The sequence below is a fragment of the Synechococcus sp. KORDI-49 genome (assembly GCF_000737575.1).
Taxonomy (GTDB): Bacteria; Cyanobacteriota; Cyanobacteriia; order PCC-6307; family Cyanobiaceae; genus Parasynechococcus.
Window position 1 is genome coordinate 1,411,424 of record NZ_CP006270.1, and the last position, 18,235, is coordinate 1,429,658.

An 18,235-nucleotide genomic window follows, 5' to 3' on the forward strand; every position below is an offset into this window, starting at 1 on the left:
ACCCAAAAGGGGAAAAAACCGTGTCGCGTCTGCCTCGGCAGGGATTACTTCGTTGAGCCCGAATGGAATCGGGCTCTGGAAATCCTGCTGTCTCTGGCCGGGCGCGTGCCCGAGATTTGGCTTTCGCCAAACGTCAACTATAGAACCAAGGGGTTCAGCCGTCCTGCTGGATGTCCTGCAGAGCCGAGAAATCCACCTCCACAGAAGGTCCCATCGTGGAGGTCACATACAGGCTCTTCCAGTAACGGCCCTTGGCACCACTGGGCTTGTTGCGATCGATCGTCTCCTGGAGTGTCTTGAGATTTTCCAGAAGCGCCTCCGCCGTGAAGCTGGCTTTGCCGAATCGCACATGCACGATTCCGGTGCGGTCGGCGCGGAATTCAAGTTTGCCAGCCTTGAATTCCCTGATCGCCCCGGCCAGATCCGCCGTCACAGTGCCGGCCTTCGGGTTGGGCATCAGACCGCGGGGGCCGAGCACACGACCGAGCTTGGCCACTTTGGGCATCATGTCCGGGGTGGCGATCAGCAGATCGAAATTCATTTCGCCCTTGGCGATGGTCTCCACCAGGTCTTCATCGCCGGCGAGTTCAGCGCCAGCCGCCTTGGCTTCGGCGACCTTCTCTCCTCGGGTCACCACGGCGATGCGCACGGTCTGACCGGTGCCGTTGGGAAGCGCCACGGTGGTGCGCAGCTGCTGATCGGTGTATTTGGGATCGATGCCGAGGCGGACGTGAGCCTCCATCGTTTCGTCGAATTTTGCTGTGGCGTTTTCACGCACAAGCGAGATCGCCTCGAGAGGCTCGTAGGCACGATCTTCGATCTTGCTGGCCAGGCTGGCCACGCGTTTGGAGATTTTTGGCATGACAGATGTGGGGTGCGAACGACATCAGTGATGTCTCCCCCGGTAAGAGTGAATGAAGGAATCGCGACGTCAGTCGCTGATGGAGACGCCCATGTTGCGGGCGGTGCCTTCGATGATCCGCATCGCAGACTCAACACTGTTGCAGTTGAGATCTGGAAGCTTGGTCTTGGCGATTTCCTCGAGCTGAGCCCGATTGATCGATCCGACGTTGCCCTTGGCGGACTCACCGGAGCCCTTGTCGATCTTGGCGGCCTTGGTGATCAGCACCGACGCCGGAGGCGTTTTGGTGATGAAGGTGAAGCTGCGGTCTTCGTAGACCGAGATCTCCACCGGGATCACGAACCCGGCCTTGTCCTGCGTGCGGGCGTTGTATTCCTTGCAGAACATCATGATGTTCACCCCGTGCTGACCGAGGGCAGGGCCCACCGGTGGCGCAGGGTTGGCTTTGCCGGCCTGCAGGGCCAGCTTGATGACTGCTGTGACTTTCTTGGCCATCGGCTGGGGGGTTTGGACAGCTGCGGATCACCGGACCCTCAGGCCCGATGCGGCGAGGTGGGGAACCACCTCCAGGGCCGCCCTCCGCAGGGAGACGGCCGCCGCCTGGTCAGTTCTGTTTGCTGATCTGGGAAAACTCCAGTTCCACAGGGGTCTCCCGTCCGAAGATCGACAGCAGCGCCTTGAGCTTGTTGCGCTCGCCGGAGACCTCGATCACCTCGCCCTGGAAGTCCTTGAACGGACCGCCGGTGACCAGGATCTGATCCCCCTCGGTGAGATCGACCTTCACCACGGTCTTCTTCTCCGCAGCCCGCTTGAAGATGCGGTCCACCTCCGTGCGGCTGAGGGGACGCGGTTTGATGTGGCCGCGAGCCTTGCCCGTGGCACGACGATCCTCGGCACCCACAAAGTTGATCACGTTCGGGGTGCTTCGCACTGCCATCATCGTGTCCTCATCCAGCACCATGCGAACCAGCACATAGCCGGGGAAGACCTTCTCCTCCGTGGACTGCCGGCTGCCGTCCTTTTTCAGCTTCACAGCGGGCGTCTGGGGAATCTCGATCTCCAGGATGCGGTTGCTGACGCCGAGGGTCACGGCACGCTGTTCGAGCGTGGCTTTGACTTTCTTCTCGCAACTCGATGCCACCTGAACGGCATACCAGCGGGCGATGGCCGTCTTGGCTCCGGTCTCCTCCGACAGCGTTCCCTCCTCCCCCTCGTTGGGAGCGGGAAGGTCGAGCACCTCGGCGGCGTCCGTTGTGATCAGATCGTCAGACACAGGGGAAGAGTGGGTGCGGATCAGCGGAACACCTGGGATGAAGCCCAGCCGAAGAAGCGACTCACCGCAGCGATCGTGGCCGCCGACAGGCTGACCATGAGGATCACGGCGATGGATTCGCTGAACAGCTGCTGACGACTGGGCCAGACCACCAGTTTCAGCTCATCGACCGTGGCGGCCAGAAACCCGCCCTGACGGGGGGATTCGGCATCCATCTCTGAGCTTGCAGCGGTGGTGTCCTCGGAAGTGGGGCTGCTCACGGGGCTGGAACCGGGTGTTGACAAGGGGCCTCAGCACCTCGCCAAACAGTCACCCTACCGGATGCACCTCTTCTCCCCATGGGCTGAAGGCGAGAGTGCCCGCCTCACCATCCGCCAGAGCGACCCGAACGCCCTGAACACCGCGGAAGCGGTCCTCCAGCAGTTCCGTGGCGAGAGGGTTCTCCAGCTGGCGTCGCAGCACCCTGCGCAGCGGGCGGGCGCCGTACTCCGGCTCGAAGCCCTGGCGGGCGATGAACTCCGCCACCGCGTCATCGACCTGCAGAGCGAGCCCCTGCTCGGCCAGCAGAGATGCAAGGTCGGCCAGCTGCAGACGCACGATGCGGACGAGATCCTCGATCTGCAGGGGATGGAAACGGATCAGCTCATCGATGCGGTTGAGAAATTCGGGCCGGAACTGAGCCGCCAGCGCCGCCTCCACCTGCTGGTCCAGCCCGGAGACATCCGAGGTCTCGCGACGGGCGTCCTCAAGAATGGCGCGACTGGCCAGATTGCTGGTCATCACCACGACGGTGTGGCGGAAATCCACGGTCCGCCCCTGGGAATCGGTGAGACGTCCGTCATCGAGGACCTGCAGCAGCAGGTTGAACACATCGGGATGGGCCTTCTCGACCTCATCGAGCAGCAGCACGGCGTAAGGGCGACGCCGGACCGCTTCGGTGAGCTGCCCCCCTTCCTCGTAACCGACATACCCGGGAGGCGCTCCGATCAGACGGGCCACCGCATTGCGCTCCATGAATTCGCTCATATCCAGGCGCACCAGGGCCTCTTCCTCATCGAAGAGCGCCGAGGCAAGGGCCTTGGCGAGCTCGGTCTTGCCTACGCCCGTGGGACCCAGGAACAGAAAGGAGCCGACGGGGCGACGCGGATCCTTCATGCCGGCCCGGGCCCTCCGGATCGCGGCGGCCACGGCAGCAACGGCTTCCACCTGACCGATGACGCGCTCGCCGAGGTGGGCCTCCAACGCCAGCAGTTTGCGACGTTCGCCGGCCAGCAGTCGCTGCACGGGAATCCCGGTCCAGCGGGCCACAAGATCAGCGATGTCACCGGCTTCCACCTGCTCCCGGAGCAGGGCCGTGCCAGCCGCCTGAGCCTCCGCCAGAGAAACCTCTAGCTCTTCCTTCCGCTGCTGCACCGTGTGCAGCTGGTCGTACTGAAGCCGGGCGGCTTCCTCAAGATCCCCCTGACGCTCCGCCTCAGCGATGGCATGACGCAGGTCCTCGTCCTGCTGCAGCAACTGTGCAAGCTCCTCGAGCTGGCTGCGTTCCTGCTGCCAGCGGCGACGCAGACCCTCCAGGCGCTGCGAAACCTCCAACCGTTCGCGCTGAAGCTGGATCCGCTGCTCCTCCGGAGCCTGCTCCGCCGCCAGCAACGCCAGTTCCACCCGTCGCAGATCCGCTTCCGCCTCCTCCACCACCTGGGGTTTGGAGGTCACCTCGATCTTCAGCTGGGCAGCGGCCTCATCGATCAGATCGATCGCCTTGTCCGGCAGGCAGCGATCGCTGATGTAACGGTCCGCCAGACGATTGGCGGTCTGGATCGCTTCATCGGTGATCGTCACCCCGTGATGGAGCTCGTAGCGCTCCTTGAGGCCTCGCAGGATCTCGAGGCTGAGAGCCAGATCGGGCTCTCGGATCAACACCTGCTGAAAGCGTCGGTTGAGGGCGGGATCCTTCTCAACGGTGAGCCGGTAATCCTCCGGCGTCGTGGCACCGATGCAGCGCAGATCACCCCGAGCCAGAGCCGGTTTGAGCAGGCTGCCGGCATCGGTGCTGCTGCGGTCACTACCCACCACGGTGTGGAGTTCATCGATGAACAGCACCACTCCTGAATCGGAGCCACTCACCTCCTCCAGCACCGACCGCAGGCGCTCCTCGAACTGACCTCGGAACTTGGCTCCTGCGATCAAGGCACCGAGGTCCAGCGCCACCAGCCGGAGCCCCTGCAGAGACTCCGGCACCTCACCGGCAACGATGCGCTGAGCCAGAAGTTCGGCAATGGCGGTCTTGCCGACTCCGGGAGCGCCGATCAGCACAGGGTTGTTCTTGCTGCGCCGTGAGAGCACCTTGATCAGATTGCGGATCTCACCATCGCGGCCGATGACGGGATCGAGCTCACCGGCTTCCGCTTCGGCGGTGAGATCCCGGCCATAGCTCTCGAGCGCTGTTGGTGCCAGGGGAGCGAGCTCCTGCTCAGGGACTGGCTCAGGGGATGGTGTCGGCGCCATGGGCACAGGTGCCGGAACCGGAATGGGGGCGGACCGCACGGGGCCTTCACTGACCGGTGGGTCCACAGGTCTCGGGCTCGGAGAGGGCTGCATCACCGGCTGACGCAGTTGGGCCTCCAGCCGATCCGCCGGCAGTCCGAGGCCTGCGAAGAGCTCAGCACCGATGCGGGGATCCCGACCGAGAGCGAGCAACACATGCGGAACATCGATCAATCGCGACCCCCAGCGCTGCCGGGCTCGCTCCGCCGCCTCCAGCAGTTCCTCAAGGTCCTCCCCGATGAACAACTCATCGCCGCGGCCGGCAGGCTGTTCGGCGAGGACGTCCTCCAGGCGATCGAGCAGATCCTCGGGACGCACCGACAGCGGCGCGATCCAGCGGCGAAAAGCGGGATCACTGAAGAGCACCTGCAGCAGATGCTCCACATCCAGCTGCTCATGGCGCCAGCGGCGGGCCACATCCTGCCCGGCGAGCAGCAGATCCCAGGCCTCATCGCTGAAGCGATCGGGCTCGTGCGTGAGGCTGCCCCGAGCGGGGGGGAAGTCGTCATTCAGCTCAGGTGTCCGCGCGGGAGGAAAGTTCAATCAATTCCACCTTGTAACCGTCGGGATCTTCCACAAAGGCGATCACCGTGGAGCCATGTTTCATCGGTCCCGGCTCGCGCACCACGCGTCCTCCCTTGTCGGCGATGCCGGCACAGGTGCCTCGGATGTCCTCCACACCGAGAGCGATGTGTCCGTACCCATCACCGAGGTCATAGGCATCGGTGTCCCAGTTGTGGGTGAGTTCCAGCACCGTGTTCTCCCGCTCCGATCCGTATCCGACGAACGCCAGCGTGAACCGTCCACCGGGGTAGTCCTTGCGGCGCAGCAGCTGCATGCCTAGCAGCTCCGTGTAGAAGGCGATGGAACGCTCGAGATCCCCGACCCGGAGCATGGTGTGGAGCATCCGCATGGGTTCGGATCCTTCCTCGACATCTACCGGCATTCTGGCTGCGTGCGTTCAATCACAACCCGGTAGCGGGGGTCGACCCATAAGATCCCCGGGTTTGATGCCCCGTCCAACGTGATCGACTCCCTCGACCTCGTCATCGACACCATCGTGGCCAGAGAGGTACTGGATTCCCGCGGGAATCCCACGGTGGAAGCCGAGGTGATGCTCGAGAACGGAGCCATGGGGAGAGCGATCGTCCCCAGCGGCGCCAGCACCGGCGCCCATGAAGCCCACGAACTGCGCGACGGCGGCGAGCGCTACATGGGCAAAGGGGTCACCCAGGCGGTGAACCACATCGAAGAGCGCATCGCTCCGGCGCTCTGCGGGCTTTCATCACTGGATCAGGCCGCCGTCGATGCCGCCATGCTCGATCTCGACGGAAGCGATAACAAATCCAATCTCGGCGCGAATGCCATCCTCGCGGTGAGCATGGCCACTGCTCGAGCTGCTGCGAACGGCTTGGGAATCCCCCTGTATCGCTATCTGGGGGGTCCGATGGCCAACCTGCTTCCGGTTCCCCTCATGAACGTGATCAACGGTGGGGCCCACGCTGCTAACAGCCTTGATTTTCAGGAATTCATGCTGGTGCCCCACGGAGCTGAGAGCTTCCGCGAAGCTCTGCGTATGGGTACCGAAGTGTTCCACACCCTCAAAGGGCTGCTCAAGGCCAGGGGGATGAGCACATCCGTGGGTGATGAGGGTGGCTTCGCTCCGGATCTTGGCAACGTGGAAGCCGGTGAGATTTTGGTGCAGGCGATCGAGAAAGCCGGCTACAAGCCCGGTGAGCAGATCTCCCTGGCACTCGACGTGGCCAGCACCGAATTCTTCGAGAACGGTCGCTATGCCTTCGATGGCGGCAGCTACGACAGTGCCGAGATGGTGGGGCAGCTGGAGCAGCTGGTGGAGAAGTTCCCGATCATCTCGATCGAGGACGGCCTGGCTGAGGACGACTGGGACGGCTGGAAGCTCTTGACCGAGCGTCTCGGAGCCAAGGTGCAGCTGGTGGGTGATGACCTGTTCGTGACCAACACCAAGCGCCTGCAGCAAGGCATCGACAACGCGACCGCCAACTCAATCCTGATCAAGGTGAATCAGATCGGCTCTCTCACCGAAACGCTGCAGGCGATCGATCTCGGCGGCCGCAACGGCTACACCAGCGTGATCAGTCACCGGAGCGGCGAAACCGAAGACACCACCATCGCCGACCTCTCGGTGGCCACCCGAGCTGGCCAGATCAAGACCGGCTCCCTCAGTCGCAGTGAGCGGGTGGCCAAGTACAACCAGCTGCTTCGCATCGAGGACGAACTTGGCAGTCAGGCCGTGTATGCCGGCGCCGTCGGCCAGGGACCACGGGGCCGCAGCTGAGGCCCTGCCTCAGACCTTGAAGAGACGCTTCGATTGCACGGTGATCGAAATGGTCTTCCGGGCCTCCACAGTGGCTTCGCCTGGATATTTCCCGTGAAAGGAATTGTCGGTCTTGCGAAACCCGAACACGAGGTTTTTGCGGTACGGCGCCCGGAAGACTTCATCAAAATCATCAAACTTGAACTGTTTACCGTTCCAACTTCGAAACCCATTGTCTTTGGGCACAAAAACAGATGTTCCCTCCTGCTCCAGAGAAGGGTGACCAGAGCAATACAGCAGGAATGTTGCATATTTCTGAACACCATCGGTATGGGGGGAAATCTGAAATCCCCCTCGATCCATCCAGAGATCCTTGCGGACCTTGAATCCTGACTGAAAGGATTCAACTCGCATATCAGGAGCAGGATCGGGCAAGGCATGCATCATCTCGGGAGACAGGAGATCGATGAATGCACTGAACACATCCCAGAAGGCGGCACGATCCACAGACAACCCTTCCAGTGACTCTGGATTGAGGCGAAACAGCTTTCTGTTCCTGCGGGCCATGGCATTACGCGTGCGCTCCACAGGCATGTCTTCCATGTCATCGGAGCCAGGAAAACTTTGGGACACCAACGTCATCATGCGCCCATCCAGAAAGCCATCCACAACCACAACCGGATAGGGATCACGCCGACGCTCACATTGACGCAGATAACGAACGGAGTGAGACATCGACCGCATTAATTCGCGGGGAGACAAACCACAGGCCTTCAGATTGCGACGGAAGTGGCGACTGCGGAGCAGCCATGCCAAGTGCAACCAACGGCCGATTGCAAGCTTCAGCTCAAGTGGAGAAGAAAGCCTTGGAGTCGACATCCAGACAAACAAACAACTTCACTTTAAATGAATTTATCATCAACTCGAATGGGATGTGATCTTCAACTCAGGAGCGACTGGAACCAGGCATCTGCTCCAGGCGCTGATCACGACGAAGCCGCAGCTGGATGGACATCCAGCCGAACGCGACGGGAACGGTCGCTGCAGCCGGCAGCAGACTCCAGAAGGGACGACTGCTGGCTGCAAGCAGCGCCGTGCTCAGGGCAAGACAGCCCAGCAGCACGGACTGACCGATCGACTGCTGGACTGTGATCATCCGCCGGAACTGACGGTCGGACTCACCAAGGCGAACCTGCAGCTGCAGATCCCCCTGTTCCAGACGTTCCAGGCTGTCATCCAGCCGTTTGGGAAGGGCCACAGCCCGACTGCTCAGAGCTCCCACCTGGCGGCTGATCTCATTGAACAGATCACTGGAGCCGGCTCCACTCGAGGTCATCAGAGGCAGAAGGTAGGGCTTGGCGATGGCGACAAGACTAAAAGCAGGATCCAGGCTGCGGCCGACCCCCTCGAAGGTGGACAGAGCCCGCATCACGAAAATCAGCTCAACCGGCAGTCGGAAGGGCTGGCCGTACACCAGCTCGTACAGATCGCCGGACAGCTTGTCGATCACATTGGAGCTGAAGGGGGGCGTGAGCGCGTCCTGAAGCATCAACCGGACGAGACGTCTGACAGGGCCCACGTCGATGTCAGCGGCGATCACTCCGGCTGCCTGCATCTGTTCCACCAGAGCAGCTGAATCGCGGGAAGCGGCGGCCCGGACCATGGCCCCCAGTCGACGACGCAGACCGTCTGACAGAAGCCCCATCATTCCGAAGTCGTAGTAGATGAGTGCGCCATCAGCGGCGACCGCCAGATTTCCGGGATGGGGATCGGCATGAAAGAAGCCGAAGCGCACCAGCTGCTTCAGATAACTGGCAGCGCCGATCTCAGCGACGGCGGATGGGTCGATCCCGGCCTCCACCAGGGCCTCTCTGTCATTGACCTTGATGCCGGGGAGATAGTCGAGGCACAGCACCTTTCGGGTGCTCAGTTCCCAGATCACAGCAGGAATACGGATCTGTTCGTCATCCAGGAATTGCTGGCGGAACCGTGCGGCGTACTGGGCCTCCACACGGAAATCCAGTTCGCGCAGCAGGACGCGACGACATTCCCTTGCCATCGCAGGCCAGTCCCGACCCCTCCCCCAGCTGGGATGACGCTGCAACACCACCGCCACCTGATGCATGACATCAAGATCGAGACGGAACAGTGAATCCAGGCCGGGACGCTGCACTTTGAGCACCACCTGGCGTCCGCTGCGCAGACTCGCCCGGTGGACCTGAGCCAGGGATGCCGCACCGAGGGGATCAGGATCCAGATCCACCACTTCGGCACATCGCTGTCCCAGTTCTTCCTCAAGAACCGACTGGACCCGATCGAAACTGAAGGCTGGAACGCGATCCTGCAATTCCGCCAGCTCCGCAACCCATCCCGCCGGGAGCACATCCGGTCGCGCGGAGAGCAGCTGCCCGAGCTTGATGAAGGCGGAGCCGAGCGTGAGGAGTTCAGCTGTCAACCATTGGGCTCGTTGCCTCTGACGCTCCTGCCGTCTCTCCGGGCTGACACCGCCGCGGTAGGTCCACGTCTGACCATCCCACCAGAGCAGGGCGATCAGGGTGAGAACTGTGCGCCAGATGCGCAGGGCTCTCCGGGTCCGCCGCAGGGGTGCCATGCGAACGGTTGGCGCCATCAGGGTTTGACCTCGAGGGCTCGACTGATCTCCGCCACCGTTGCCCTCAGAAGATCAATCCGATCCTGGGATGACTGCTCCTGCGACGGTGCTGCGACAGCACCGTCGGCGGTGATGGTCTCACCGTGTTCCAGCCGTTCGGCCTCGGCCTGAACCTCCTCCTGAAACAGATCCCACTCCTGGCGAAGCCGTTCCGGAGCATCCTGCGCCAGCACTGCCAGTTCCGCTGCCGCATCAGCCAGGCCGTGGCCGAGGCGGGCACCGAGTCGATTGACGGTGGCGCGGATCAGGGCATCCGGCGATCCCATGACGCTCAGAACGACAAACCAGACTGTGGCAGATCCAGACCCCGATCAGGGAGCCATGACTGGGGGATCCGATGGAGTCGGCACCACAGGGAGCACAGGCTCCGGCGGAGGCAGCAGGATTGCGGAGGGCTGCAGAGGCAACTCTTCCGAGGCCACCGATTGAACAGGCGATCCGAGCAACGGGTCGGAATCCGACTGGATCCGCTCCTCCGGAACCGTCTCGACCAGGGGCTTCTCTTCCCATCTGGCCTCCTCCAAGAGCGGCTGAACCGCCTGATTGAGCTGCAGGGATTCCTCCACCCGTCGCTCAGCCTCCAGACGCGCTTCCTCCTCCGCTTTGCGTTCGGCCTCCAGACGCGCCTCGATGGCAGCCACATCCACCTGCAAGCCGCCGGACGTCTGACCATGGCGGTCGCGCAGTGACCTCAGCGAATCACCGGGAAATTCCGCAGGAGCGAACAGCTCAGGCTCCGGTGTTTCGGGATTGCTTTGCAGGGTCACCAATCGATGGGTGATGCCATAGCCGAGGGTGAAGCAGCAACCGGCCAGGAGTGGCCCGACCCAGAAGCGTGGCTTGCGAGCCACCGGCACGTCAGGGGTGCTTCCGGTCTCCACGGTTCATAAAAAAGCCACTCTGACAGTGATGGGCTCGATCCGATCGACATGTGGTCACGTTGTGGGGTCGTTGCCGGCCGGCGGATCGGGAACCACCACTCGCTTCATCAAAGAATGATCTCCGATGTCGCCCTGAATGAAAAGCCGTTGACAACAACATCATCTGGAATATTGGCTCAATCAAGCCGATGCAAAAAGGCAACACTTCTCACATTTGAAAGCCAACATCTTTTTGAAATTCAATTGAATCAGTGCCGATGATTGCGCTGATAAACGATAAGCATGTGACTGATCCAACCTGGGCCGATCAGGGCAAGAATCATGATGGTCAGTGACGTGGTCAGTCGGCTGGACAGTGTTCTCGCTTCTTCAAGCCCGTTCAAGACAAAGGCAATCGAAACAAGCACACCGAACAACCCTGTGAATGTTCCACTGAGCGACTTCAGCAGGTCTCCGATCGAGCGTCCTCTCACAGCATTGGGATCGATACCAACGCGACGACCGGCAAGGACACCGGTAATGCCAAGCAAAACAACAAGCGCCAGTCGTTCCTGAGGTGAGTGGACCAACGCGGCGGCACTACCTTGCTGCATCTCATCCATCATCGAGGCAGCTGTACCAAGAAAACCCCCTGAGCAGAGGCCGATCCCTGTCCACCAAAGGGTTGGTGATTTCAGTCGATGACGCAACCGGCTGATCAGAATCAACAGAATGCAGCTGATCGCTGCTGCCAGGAGCAACGGTAATTTGAGATTACAGATGTAGCCAACGGCAGATGTCAGCAGCAAGCAAGCCAAATCTGACGTTTGGCGTGGCTTCATGTAAAGCAGCTCTTGATGGCCTGATTCACGTTGCATGGCTTTGACTTAAACGTCCCCTGTGATTTGAGCCTGGGAAGCGTTCGCCTTGCGCCATTGCATGAAGGGTGCAGTGCCAACTGCCGTGACAAGCACATAACCAACCACGGCTGCTTTGAGGTCTACAGCGTTGGGTGCCATGCGTTGCACGATCAGCAAAGCAAGACCTGGATTTCGCATGGACAGCACCAGCGGCAACGTGCTGCGTTCCACCCCATCGTCGCCGGCGACGGCGAACCCCAGACCGAGAGCAATCCAGGTCAAGATGAACATCAGCAAAGCACCTCTGAGGTTGCCAATTAACATCGGCGCCACCTGCGGCAACGCCACGATCAAGATCAAGGCCAGCAACACCAACAGCAGAATCTTGGAGGACTTCTGAATGACTGGATTCCACCGTTCAGACCACTCAGCGCACCACCGACGCAGTGACACGCCAACCAACAGTGGAATCAACTGCACGGTGAACACCTGATAGGCGACCTCCTGAGCCGGAATGCTCCAGATCGTCTCTGATGCTTCGGTGGGCAGCTGACCAACCCAGAGCGGAACACTCAAGATGGCAGCGCAGGCCGACCAGAATTGCAACCGCGTAGCCAACTCAGGATTGGCTGCCAGCTTTGTGCTCTTCAGGGCAATCATCGGAGCACTGGGACAGATCGCCATCAGCATCACGGCTGTTGAAACGGCGGCAGACAGCCCTTGCCCAAGTGGACTGTGCAGCAACAGCAAGGCCACAATCGGCAGGACCATGCAGGTGGCCAACAGGACACGCACAAGCAGCCATGGCCGACGTTTCAGCAGTCCGAACTGCAGGCTGGGCAGATTGAGACCCAGAGACATCATGATGAAAAACAGGGCCAGTGAAATCAGCAGTGACATGAAAAGAATGGGAGTTTTGACAGTGACGCGGGAGCCCCCTTGAGCTCAGAAAAATGCGGAAAGCATCCAGAGAAATGCAATCACCCCGATCGACAGAACAGCTGTTGCCGTGGCAATCGAGAGCGAAGGCTCATCCCGGTAGAGATAAGGATCGTTTCGTAAACGAACGAGCTCACGTTTATGCTGTCTCATGGCAATGAGCAGCGTGAAAATGCCAACCCCAATAAACACCATCGACATCAGTTGCACACCAATATCGTCGCGGGAGCTTGTTTCACCTCCTGCATCACGGATGGCACTGATGATTTGATCGAGACCGAATCCGAAACTGATCAGAGTCAGGGCGGTTCGGATCCAGGCCAGGGTTGTGCGCTCCGCAGCTGCTCGATTCCGTGTTTTGGCTAATTCCGTATTGGCATTGCTCATCCGAGCGGAAGGGACAGACCTCTATCCACAGGATAAATATCGCTGAAGACAAAGGCATCTCATCATGATCCCGATTGTGCTGAATTGCTGCACTCTGGGTTTTGACAACTCGTCATTCTCTTCTCCCTCCTCCACAATCGTCTCATACCTGCAGCCAATGATTCATGGACTGGGCCGAGCATCTGCTGACGCATACGGCGGAAGGATTGCGCTTGATTCTTGAGGGCCTTTCGATTCTTTCCGTAGGGATTGGGTTGATTGCTGTGTTCAGTCCGGGCGGACCACTTCGTCTGCGGGCGATCCCGCCGCGCCTGATGCAGCGTGGACCGCTGACGGCAGCGCGACTGACATTTGGAGGCTGGGTAGCCCTGGCCCTTGAGTTTCAACTTGGAGCGGATGTCGTCCAGACCACCATCAGTCGTGAAGCATCAGCGTTGATCCAACTGGGAGCCGTGGCATTGGTGCGCACATTTCTGAATTACTTTTTGAGCCTGGAACTCCAAGAAAAAGAGCAGATCTCCTAACGAGATCTGCTCAAAGAAATACGGAAACAACTGGACGTCTCCCGTTGATTTGCACGAGAGACGTTGTTGCTGACTTTGGCTTGGCTGCTCTATTCGAGATACTCCACGTGCATGGTGTGAATGGATCCATTGAACTTGAATGGCGCACGTTCGTGGTAGTCGAGCGAAACAGGAGAACCAAGCGCCTGGCCGACATCCAGACAATCATTCGCCGTGAACAGCACAGCTGCAACCCTTGGCACAGTGCCGTCGATCACTTGTGTGCCATTGAGGGACACCTTGATCGACAGCGGACCTCTTGGATCGTCGTCGGTGTGCTGGGTGACGATCTCCAGTTTGTGACGACCGGCCGGCAGTGGCTCAGCAGAGCGCAGCTTGGTGCGTTCAATGATGAACAGGTTGTATTCATAAATGAGAACCCCCTGATCCATGTACAAGGTGAGACCACCTGAATTGGCGCCGAGCTTGTAGAGCACACCACTGGCATTCTCTGGAATCTCCATGTCGATCGTGACTTTGTTGTTGAGGCAACCAAGTCGTGGAGCACAGGGTTCCGGAATGCGTGTGATGGTGCCTGGCAACTCCCAGGATGTTGCTGGCGGGGCAACCTTCAGCTCCGGGTGGAAGATGATGGTCCAGAGGCCACCGCCAATCGGCAGGTTTTTGTATTTGGCCGATTCCACCAGGAACAGATTTTTAAGCATCTGCAACTTCTCTGGATGCTGATCTGCGAGGTTCCTGCTCTGACTCCAATCCTCATCGAGGTTGTAGAGCTCCCAGTCATCGGTGTCGGGTGACCAGGTGAGGATGTCGGGGTCGACGCCCTTCACCCAGGGCAGCCGAGGCCCTACGGCCCCAGCCATCCAACCGTTGTGATAAATCGATCGAGAACCCATGATGTCGAAGAACTGGGTCTTGAGCTGACCTGGTGCATCCGGGGCATTGAAGGCATAGGCGAAGCTGGTGCCGTGGATGGGATCCTGCTCAACGCCATTGACGATCTTGGGTGGAGTGATCCCCACCAGCTCATAGATCGTTGGCACGAGATCGTTGCAGTGGTGGAACTGCGACCGCGGCTTGGGATCCGGCTTGATGCCCTTGGGCCACTTGATCATCATGGGATTACGGGTGCCGCCGAGATAGGAAGCCTGCAGCTTCATACCTTGGTAAGGCGTGCTGCCGGCCCAGGCCCAGCCTGCGTGATACATGTTGTCGACCAGCGGGGAGCCGAGCACATCCAGTCCGCCAAGTTCATTGAGAACCTCGATGTGCTGCTCAATTTCCGAGGCGACGGAGTTCTGAGCCAGCAGCTCGGAGATGGTGCCGTCCTGGCCTTCTCCGGAAGAGCCATTGTCACCCCAGATGTAAACAACGAGTGTGTTTTCCTCGTAGCCCAGCCGTTCAATTTCTGAGACGATGCGACCGACTTGGTGATCGGTGTGTTCAGCAAAGCCTGCCAGCACTTCCATCAAACGTGACTGGAAGGGCTTCTGATCGTCAGGGATGGAATCCCAGGCTGCCAAACGGGGGTGGCGTGGCGTGAGCTGGGCGTTCTCGGGGATCCAGCCTTTGGCCTTGGCATTTTTAAATGCCTTTTCGCGATACGCGTCCCAGCCCTCGTCGAACTTGCCCTTGTACTTGTCAGCCCACTCCTTATTCACATGGTGAGGACCATGCAGGGCTCCGGATGCCCAGTACATGTAGAAGGGCTGATCGGGGCGGAGCGCCTTGTGGGTTTGCAGCCAGTTGATGGCATCGTCGGCCAGGTCTTCACTGACGTGGTAGCCCTCTGCTGCTGTTTTCGGTGGCAACACCACCGTGGTGTTGCGCACCAGGTGTGGCTCATATTGAGAGCACTCACCTGCGAGGAATCCATAGAAGTATTCGAATCCAAGACCCGTTGGCCAATTTTCGAAGGGCCCTGCAGCCGTGGTCTCATTGGAGGGCGTGTTGTGCCACTTACCCCATGCTCCGGTGGCGTAACCGTAATTGCGCAGAACGTCGGCCTGCAGTGCACAGCTTTCCGGAATCCGTCCTGAATAACCGTCCCAGTCGTTAGCGAATTCACAGATCTGGCCGTTGCCCACGAAGGTGTGGTTGCGACCGCACAGCAGCGAGGAGCGTGTTGGTGAACACATCGCTGTGGTGTGAAAGCGATTGAAACCAACACCACCATCTTTGATCGCCTGAAGCGTGGGCGTATGAATTTCTCCGCCCAGGCATTCCGGCATTGCCGGACCGGCATCGTCAATCAGCACCACAAGGATGTTGGGTGCGTCGTCTGGAAGCCTCTTGGGATCGGGGAGCGGGCTATACGTCGACTCCTGCATCGTCGTCCCGGCCTTGCTGCCCGACGGTTTTGCAGGAAACGGCAGAATCGATCCGTCGATTTGTGAATGGTTGGCCATGAATGAAGACAGCCCTATGGGGAGTTCACCCCTTCACTTTTAGTCAGACGATTGGGTGAGACAGGTCGGTTTCTCCAAGGTCTGAACTTTTGGGATCACGGCCGCGGATCCCCCGTCGTCGAGACAGGGTGTCTGGAATTGAGCCCATGAATGACCTGTGTGGTTCAGGCAGGGGCCTTGCTCAGCGTGACGCTTGGACTTTCGGAGAACAGCTCTTGATAGGCCCTCGCGAAATGACCGCGGCTGCGGAAGCCGAAATACTGAGCCACCTCTGAAACGGTGGTGAGTTGAGCTGTTTTGCGTCGCTCTTGGGAACGCAGCATGCCGTTCACCTTCTCAAGACGGATACGCTTCAGCAGTTCCATCGGTCCGATGTCCAAGGCTTCCTTGGTGCTTTGGATCAACGTGCCCTTTGAGGCAAAAAGCATTTGGCAGATCTGGTCGAGGTTGGTATCTGCCGTGCCATGAAGAAAGCCCCAGCCGATCAGTCTTCGCACCAGCTCCTGACGAGGCGTGGAAACCATCGGAATAAAACAACCTTCTTCGTCGTGACAAGTTAGGCACTTCACGAAAAGGCCGTAAAGGCGATTACCTGCCTGCTGGGGACGGATGGTGTTTACAAATGAGTTCTGGATCAGAAACTCAAACTCTTTAGCCATATGCTGGTGCATCAGCGGGAAGCTTTGCAACGAATTGCTCATCTCCATCTCTCCAATCATTGACTCCAAACCGAAATGCTCCAGATAGTCATTGAAGCGTCGGCCCGAGGTGATCGTCAGATAAGTGGTGGAGTCAGCGGAAAGTTCGAAGTGCGATTCCAGCAATCCCTGCTTGAAACCATGAACGGAATAAGCCGACATGGGAACGCAGAAGACCTTGTGATCTTTGGCTTGACCGGAAGCTTCTATACAGAAACTGATGCAGTCCGGACCCCGATCACCATTGAGAAGAATCCGATGCGTCGTGGTGATTTTGAGAAGCGTGACAGCCCCAAGCTGAGCAATCGACATCTCACCTTTCAGCCTGCCGGGGGTGAGCTGCAAAGCATCAAAACGCTTACCCACCAAGTGAAACAGTTGACTCAGTTCAGATGCTGAATGAAATGAGTAAGAAGAGCCAGACACTCCTTGTTGAGACCATCTTTGATCCACGTTCATCATCCCTGGCGTCGCCTCCATGCAGGATTGGCGTTCATACCCAACATCGTCAAAGTAGCCAGCATTGGCATCCCAGACCGAAAGTCATCGCACCTAAACACAACTGTGGCGCGTTGTGTTTAGCTTCAGTTTATGGATCCTCAGGATACCTGACGGGCATGATCTGGTCACGCCAAGGCCTTGCGGTCATGTCGTGTAATCGGCGTTGATGCGTACATATTGATCTGACAAATCACATCCCCAGGCCGTACCCTGTCCGCCCCCGGAGCCAACGGCAAGACGGATCCGAACGGAATCATCCACCAGGTAGCGGCCATCGGCCCGCTCACTGAGATAAGCCGATGCCGCAGAACGATCAAATGCCAGGGGATGGCCTGCGTCCATCAACTGATGAGCCCCGATCCAGAGGGCAACTTCCTCTGGATCAAATGCCACCCCGGAACGACCGGCCGCTGCCACGATCCGGCCCCAGTTGGGGTCACGACCATGGACAGCGGTCTTCACCAGCGAGGAACCGCAGATCGTCCTGGCGATCTGTCGTGCACCGGCCTCGGTGGACGTTCCTTCCACCTGAACCTCAATCAGACATGTGGCCCCTTCCCCATCCCGGGCGATCGCCCGGGCGAGGTGTTGCGCCACCAGGGTGACTCCCTGCTCAAGCGTGGCGTGACAGGACTCCGGCAAGGGCTCACCGGCAGAGAAGGCCAGCACGGTGTCATTGGTGCTGGTGTCTCCATCCACGGTGATGGCATTGAAGGAGCGCTCCACCGCTCGCTGCACCATGCCTTTCCACACCTGGGAAGGCACCGCGGCATCACAGCTGATAGTGCCGAGCATCGTGGCCATATCGGGGTGGATCATGCCCGACCCCTTTGCCATGCCACCGATCCGCACACTGCGGCCGTTGAGTTCCGCCTCAATGGCGATCTGTTTGTCCACCAGGTCTGTCGTCAGGATCGCCTCGGCAGCGGCTGAACCCCCCTCCGGCCTCAGAGCCTCCACCAGAGGATCAAAGCCAGCCAGCAGCACATCCATCGGGATCGGTACACCGATCACACCCGTGGAACAGATCAGCACCTCCTCCGCATCCAGGCCAAGACGATCCGCCAGCGCCTGAGTGGCACGCTGACTGTCGATCAGACCACGGTCACCCGTGCAGGCATTGGCCTGGCCGGAATTGATCAACACCGCCCGCGCTGCTCCACCCTGCTGTTGCAGGCGATCTGCACACAGGTCAACGCAGGCGGCCCGCACACAGGATCGGGTGAAACTGCCGGCGCAGACTGCCCCCTGCGGTGCGAGCAGCAGGGCCAGATCGGGCTTGCCGGAGGGTTTCAATCCGGCCACGATGCCTGAGGCCAGAAAGCCCTGGGGTGCTGTGACACCGCCGGGCACCGGCTTCCAGGAGGACGCCATCGCCGTCAAGGGAGACTGTTCTCATCCTGCCTTTGCGG

General features: G+C 59.8%; 18 protein-coding genes. 2 read left to right on the forward strand and 16 right to left on the reverse strand.

Going from position 1 to position 18,235, the window contains the following annotated elements; all coding sequences use genetic code 11:
* Positions 1–154 precede the first annotated feature (154 nt).
* The 6 genes from rplA to gloA form a co-directional block, all read right to left on the reverse strand.
* Complete coding sequence (gene rplA / locus KR49_RS07260) at positions 155–862, reverse strand: 50S ribosomal protein L1 (protein ID WP_043693468.1); 708 nt, start codon at positions 860–862, stop codon at positions 155–157.
* Between the two features lie 69 nt (positions 863–931).
* Positions 932–1,357 (reverse strand): 50S ribosomal protein L11, encoded by a 426-nt coding sequence (rplK, locus tag KR49_RS07265; protein WP_043693471.1) that lies wholly within the window; start codon positions 1,355–1,357, stop codon positions 932–934.
* A 109-nt stretch (positions 1,358–1,466) separates the two neighbouring features.
* Positions 1,467–2,135, reverse strand: a complete 669-nt coding sequence (gene nusG, locus KR49_RS07270; protein ID WP_043693474.1) for a transcription termination/antitermination protein NusG — start codon at positions 2,133–2,135, stop codon at positions 1,467–1,469.
* Between the two features lie 20 nt (positions 2,136–2,155).
* Positions 2,156–2,395, reverse strand: coding sequence for a preprotein translocase subunit SecE (gene secE / locus KR49_RS07275; RefSeq protein ID WP_071839710.1), 240 nt, complete (start codon positions 2,393–2,395; stop codon positions 2,156–2,158).
* A gap of 49 nt (positions 2,396–2,444) precedes the next feature.
* Positions 2,445–5,222 carry an ATP-dependent Clp protease ATP-binding subunit gene (locus KR49_RS07280; protein WP_253912728.1) on the reverse strand — a complete coding sequence of 926 codons (2,778 nt, stop codon included), beginning with the start codon at positions 5,220–5,222 and terminating at the stop codon, positions 2,445–2,447.
* Complete coding sequence (gloA, locus tag KR49_RS07285) at positions 5,194–5,592, reverse strand: lactoylglutathione lyase (RefSeq protein WP_043697074.1); 399 nt, start codon at positions 5,590–5,592, stop codon at positions 5,194–5,196. Before gloA ends, KR49_RS07280 begins: the two co-directional genes overlap by 29 nt.
* A 111-nt stretch (positions 5,593–5,703) precedes the next feature.
* On the opposite strand from gloA, the gene eno reads away from it, so the two are divergent.
* The gene (eno, locus tag KR49_RS07290; RefSeq protein WP_043693480.1) at positions 5,704–6,996 is read left to right on the forward strand and encodes a phosphopyruvate hydratase; all 1,293 of its coding nucleotides are present in this window, start codon (positions 5,704–5,706) and stop codon (positions 6,994–6,996) included.
* Between the two features lie 9 nt (positions 6,997–7,005).
* On the opposite strand, the gene KR49_RS07295 is transcribed toward eno, so the two are convergent.
* From KR49_RS07295 to KR49_RS07325, 7 genes are all read right to left on the reverse strand, one after another.
* Positions 7,006–7,791, reverse strand: a complete 786-nt coding sequence (locus KR49_RS07295; protein ID WP_156957152.1) for a hypothetical protein — start codon at positions 7,789–7,791, stop codon at positions 7,006–7,008.
* A gap of 130 nt (positions 7,792–7,921) precedes the next feature.
* Positions 7,922–9,604: an AarF/ABC1/UbiB kinase family protein gene (locus tag KR49_RS07300; RefSeq protein ID WP_043693487.1), complete on the reverse strand. Its 1,683-nt coding sequence runs from the start codon at positions 9,602–9,604 to the stop codon at positions 7,922–7,924.
* Positions 9,604–9,912 (reverse strand): hypothetical protein, encoded by a 309-nt coding sequence (locus tag KR49_RS07305; protein ID WP_043693490.1) that lies wholly within the window; start codon positions 9,910–9,912, stop codon positions 9,604–9,606. The genes KR49_RS07300 and KR49_RS07305 overlap by 1 nt, the downstream gene beginning before the upstream one ends.
* A 45-nt stretch (positions 9,913–9,957) precedes the next feature.
* Entirely contained in the window at positions 9,958–10,497 is a 540-nt protein-coding gene (locus KR49_RS13010) for a hypothetical protein (protein ID WP_156957153.1), read from the reverse strand.
* A gap of 278 nt (positions 10,498–10,775) precedes the next feature.
* The gene (locus KR49_RS07315) at positions 10,776–11,384 is read right to left on the reverse strand and encodes a hypothetical protein (protein WP_156957154.1); all 609 of its coding nucleotides are present in this window, start codon (positions 11,382–11,384) and stop codon (positions 10,776–10,778) included.
* Between the two features lie 9 nt (positions 11,385–11,393).
* Entirely contained in the window at positions 11,394–12,266 is an 873-nt protein-coding gene (locus KR49_RS07320) for a bile acid:sodium symporter family protein (RefSeq protein ID WP_043693498.1), read from the reverse strand.
* Between the two features lie 45 nt (positions 12,267–12,311).
* Entirely contained in the window at positions 12,312–12,692 is a 381-nt protein-coding gene (locus KR49_RS07325) for a YidH family protein (RefSeq protein WP_043693501.1), read from the reverse strand.
* Positions 12,693–12,856: 164 nt separating this feature from the next.
* Between KR49_RS07325 and KR49_RS07330 the strand changes: the two genes are divergently transcribed.
* Positions 12,857–13,216 (forward strand): DUF1622 domain-containing protein, encoded by a 360-nt coding sequence (locus KR49_RS07330; RefSeq protein ID WP_043693504.1) that lies wholly within the window; start codon positions 12,857–12,859, stop codon positions 13,214–13,216.
* A gap of 89 nt (positions 13,217–13,305) precedes the next feature.
* Here KR49_RS07330 and KR49_RS07335 read toward each other — a convergent pair whose 3' ends face one another.
* The 3 genes from KR49_RS07335 to argJ all read right to left on the reverse strand — a co-directional run bounded on the left by KR49_RS07335 (position 13,306) and on the right by argJ (position 18,197).
* Positions 13,306–15,546: an arylsulfatase gene (locus KR49_RS07335; RefSeq protein ID WP_253912729.1), complete on the reverse strand. Its 2,241-nt coding sequence runs from the start codon at positions 15,544–15,546 to the stop codon at positions 13,306–13,308.
* Between the two features lie 242 nt (positions 15,547–15,788).
* Entirely contained in the window at positions 15,789–16,802 is a 1,014-nt protein-coding gene (locus tag KR49_RS07340) for a helix-turn-helix domain-containing protein (RefSeq protein WP_071839712.1), read from the reverse strand.
* A gap of 165 nt (positions 16,803–16,967) precedes the next feature.
* Entirely contained in the window at positions 16,968–18,197 is a 1,230-nt protein-coding gene (argJ, locus tag KR49_RS07345; protein WP_043693511.1) for a bifunctional glutamate N-acetyltransferase/amino-acid acetyltransferase ArgJ, read from the reverse strand.
* Positions 18,198–18,235: the final 38 nt, after the last annotated feature.

What these genes read in the sequence shown, in the direction of transcription:
- KR49_RS07320 (WP_043693498.1), bottom strand. Translation starts at nt 12,266, where the DNA reads ATGTCACTGCTGATTTCACTGGCCCTGTTTTTCATCATGATGTCTCTG.
- KR49_RS07335 (WP_253912729.1), bottom strand. Translation starts at nt 15,546, where the DNA reads ATGCAGGAGTCGACGTATAGCCCGCTCCCCGATCCCAAGAGGCTTCCA.
- KR49_RS07340 (WP_071839712.1), bottom strand. Translation starts at nt 16,802, where the DNA reads ATGGAGGCGACGCCAGGGATGATGAACGTGGATCAAAGATGGTCTCAA.
- gloA (WP_043697074.1), bottom strand. Translation starts at nt 5,592, where the DNA reads ATGCGGATGCTCCACACCATGCTCCGGGTCGGGGATCTCGAGCGTTCC.
- KR49_RS07300 (WP_043693487.1), bottom strand. Translation starts at nt 9,604, where the DNA reads ATGGCGCCAACCGTTCGCATGGCACCCCTGCGGCGGACCCGGAGAGCC.
- KR49_RS07315 (WP_156957154.1), bottom strand. Translation starts at nt 11,384, where the DNA reads ATGCAACGTGAATCAGGCCATCAAGAGCTGCTTTACATGAAGCCACGC.
- KR49_RS07330 (WP_043693504.1), top strand. Translation starts at nt 12,857, where the DNA reads ATGGACTGGGCCGAGCATCTGCTGACGCATACGGCGGAAGGATTGCGC.
- KR49_RS07305 (WP_043693490.1), bottom strand. Translation starts at nt 9,912, where the DNA reads ATGGGATCGCCGGATGCCCTGATCCGCGCCACCGTCAATCGACTCGGT.
- KR49_RS07325 (WP_043693501.1), bottom strand. Translation starts at nt 12,692, where the DNA reads ATGAGCAATGCCAATACGGAATTAGCCAAAACACGGAATCGAGCAGCT.
- rplK (WP_043693471.1), bottom strand. Translation starts at nt 1,357, where the DNA reads ATGGCCAAGAAAGTCACAGCAGTCATCAAGCTGGCCCTGCAGGCCGGC.
- argJ (WP_043693511.1), bottom strand. Translation starts at nt 18,197, where the DNA reads ATGGCGTCCTCCTGGAAGCCGGTGCCCGGCGGTGTCACAGCACCCCAG.
- rplA (WP_043693468.1), bottom strand. Translation starts at nt 862, where the DNA reads ATGCCAAAAATCTCCAAACGCGTGGCCAGCCTGGCCAGCAAGATCGAA.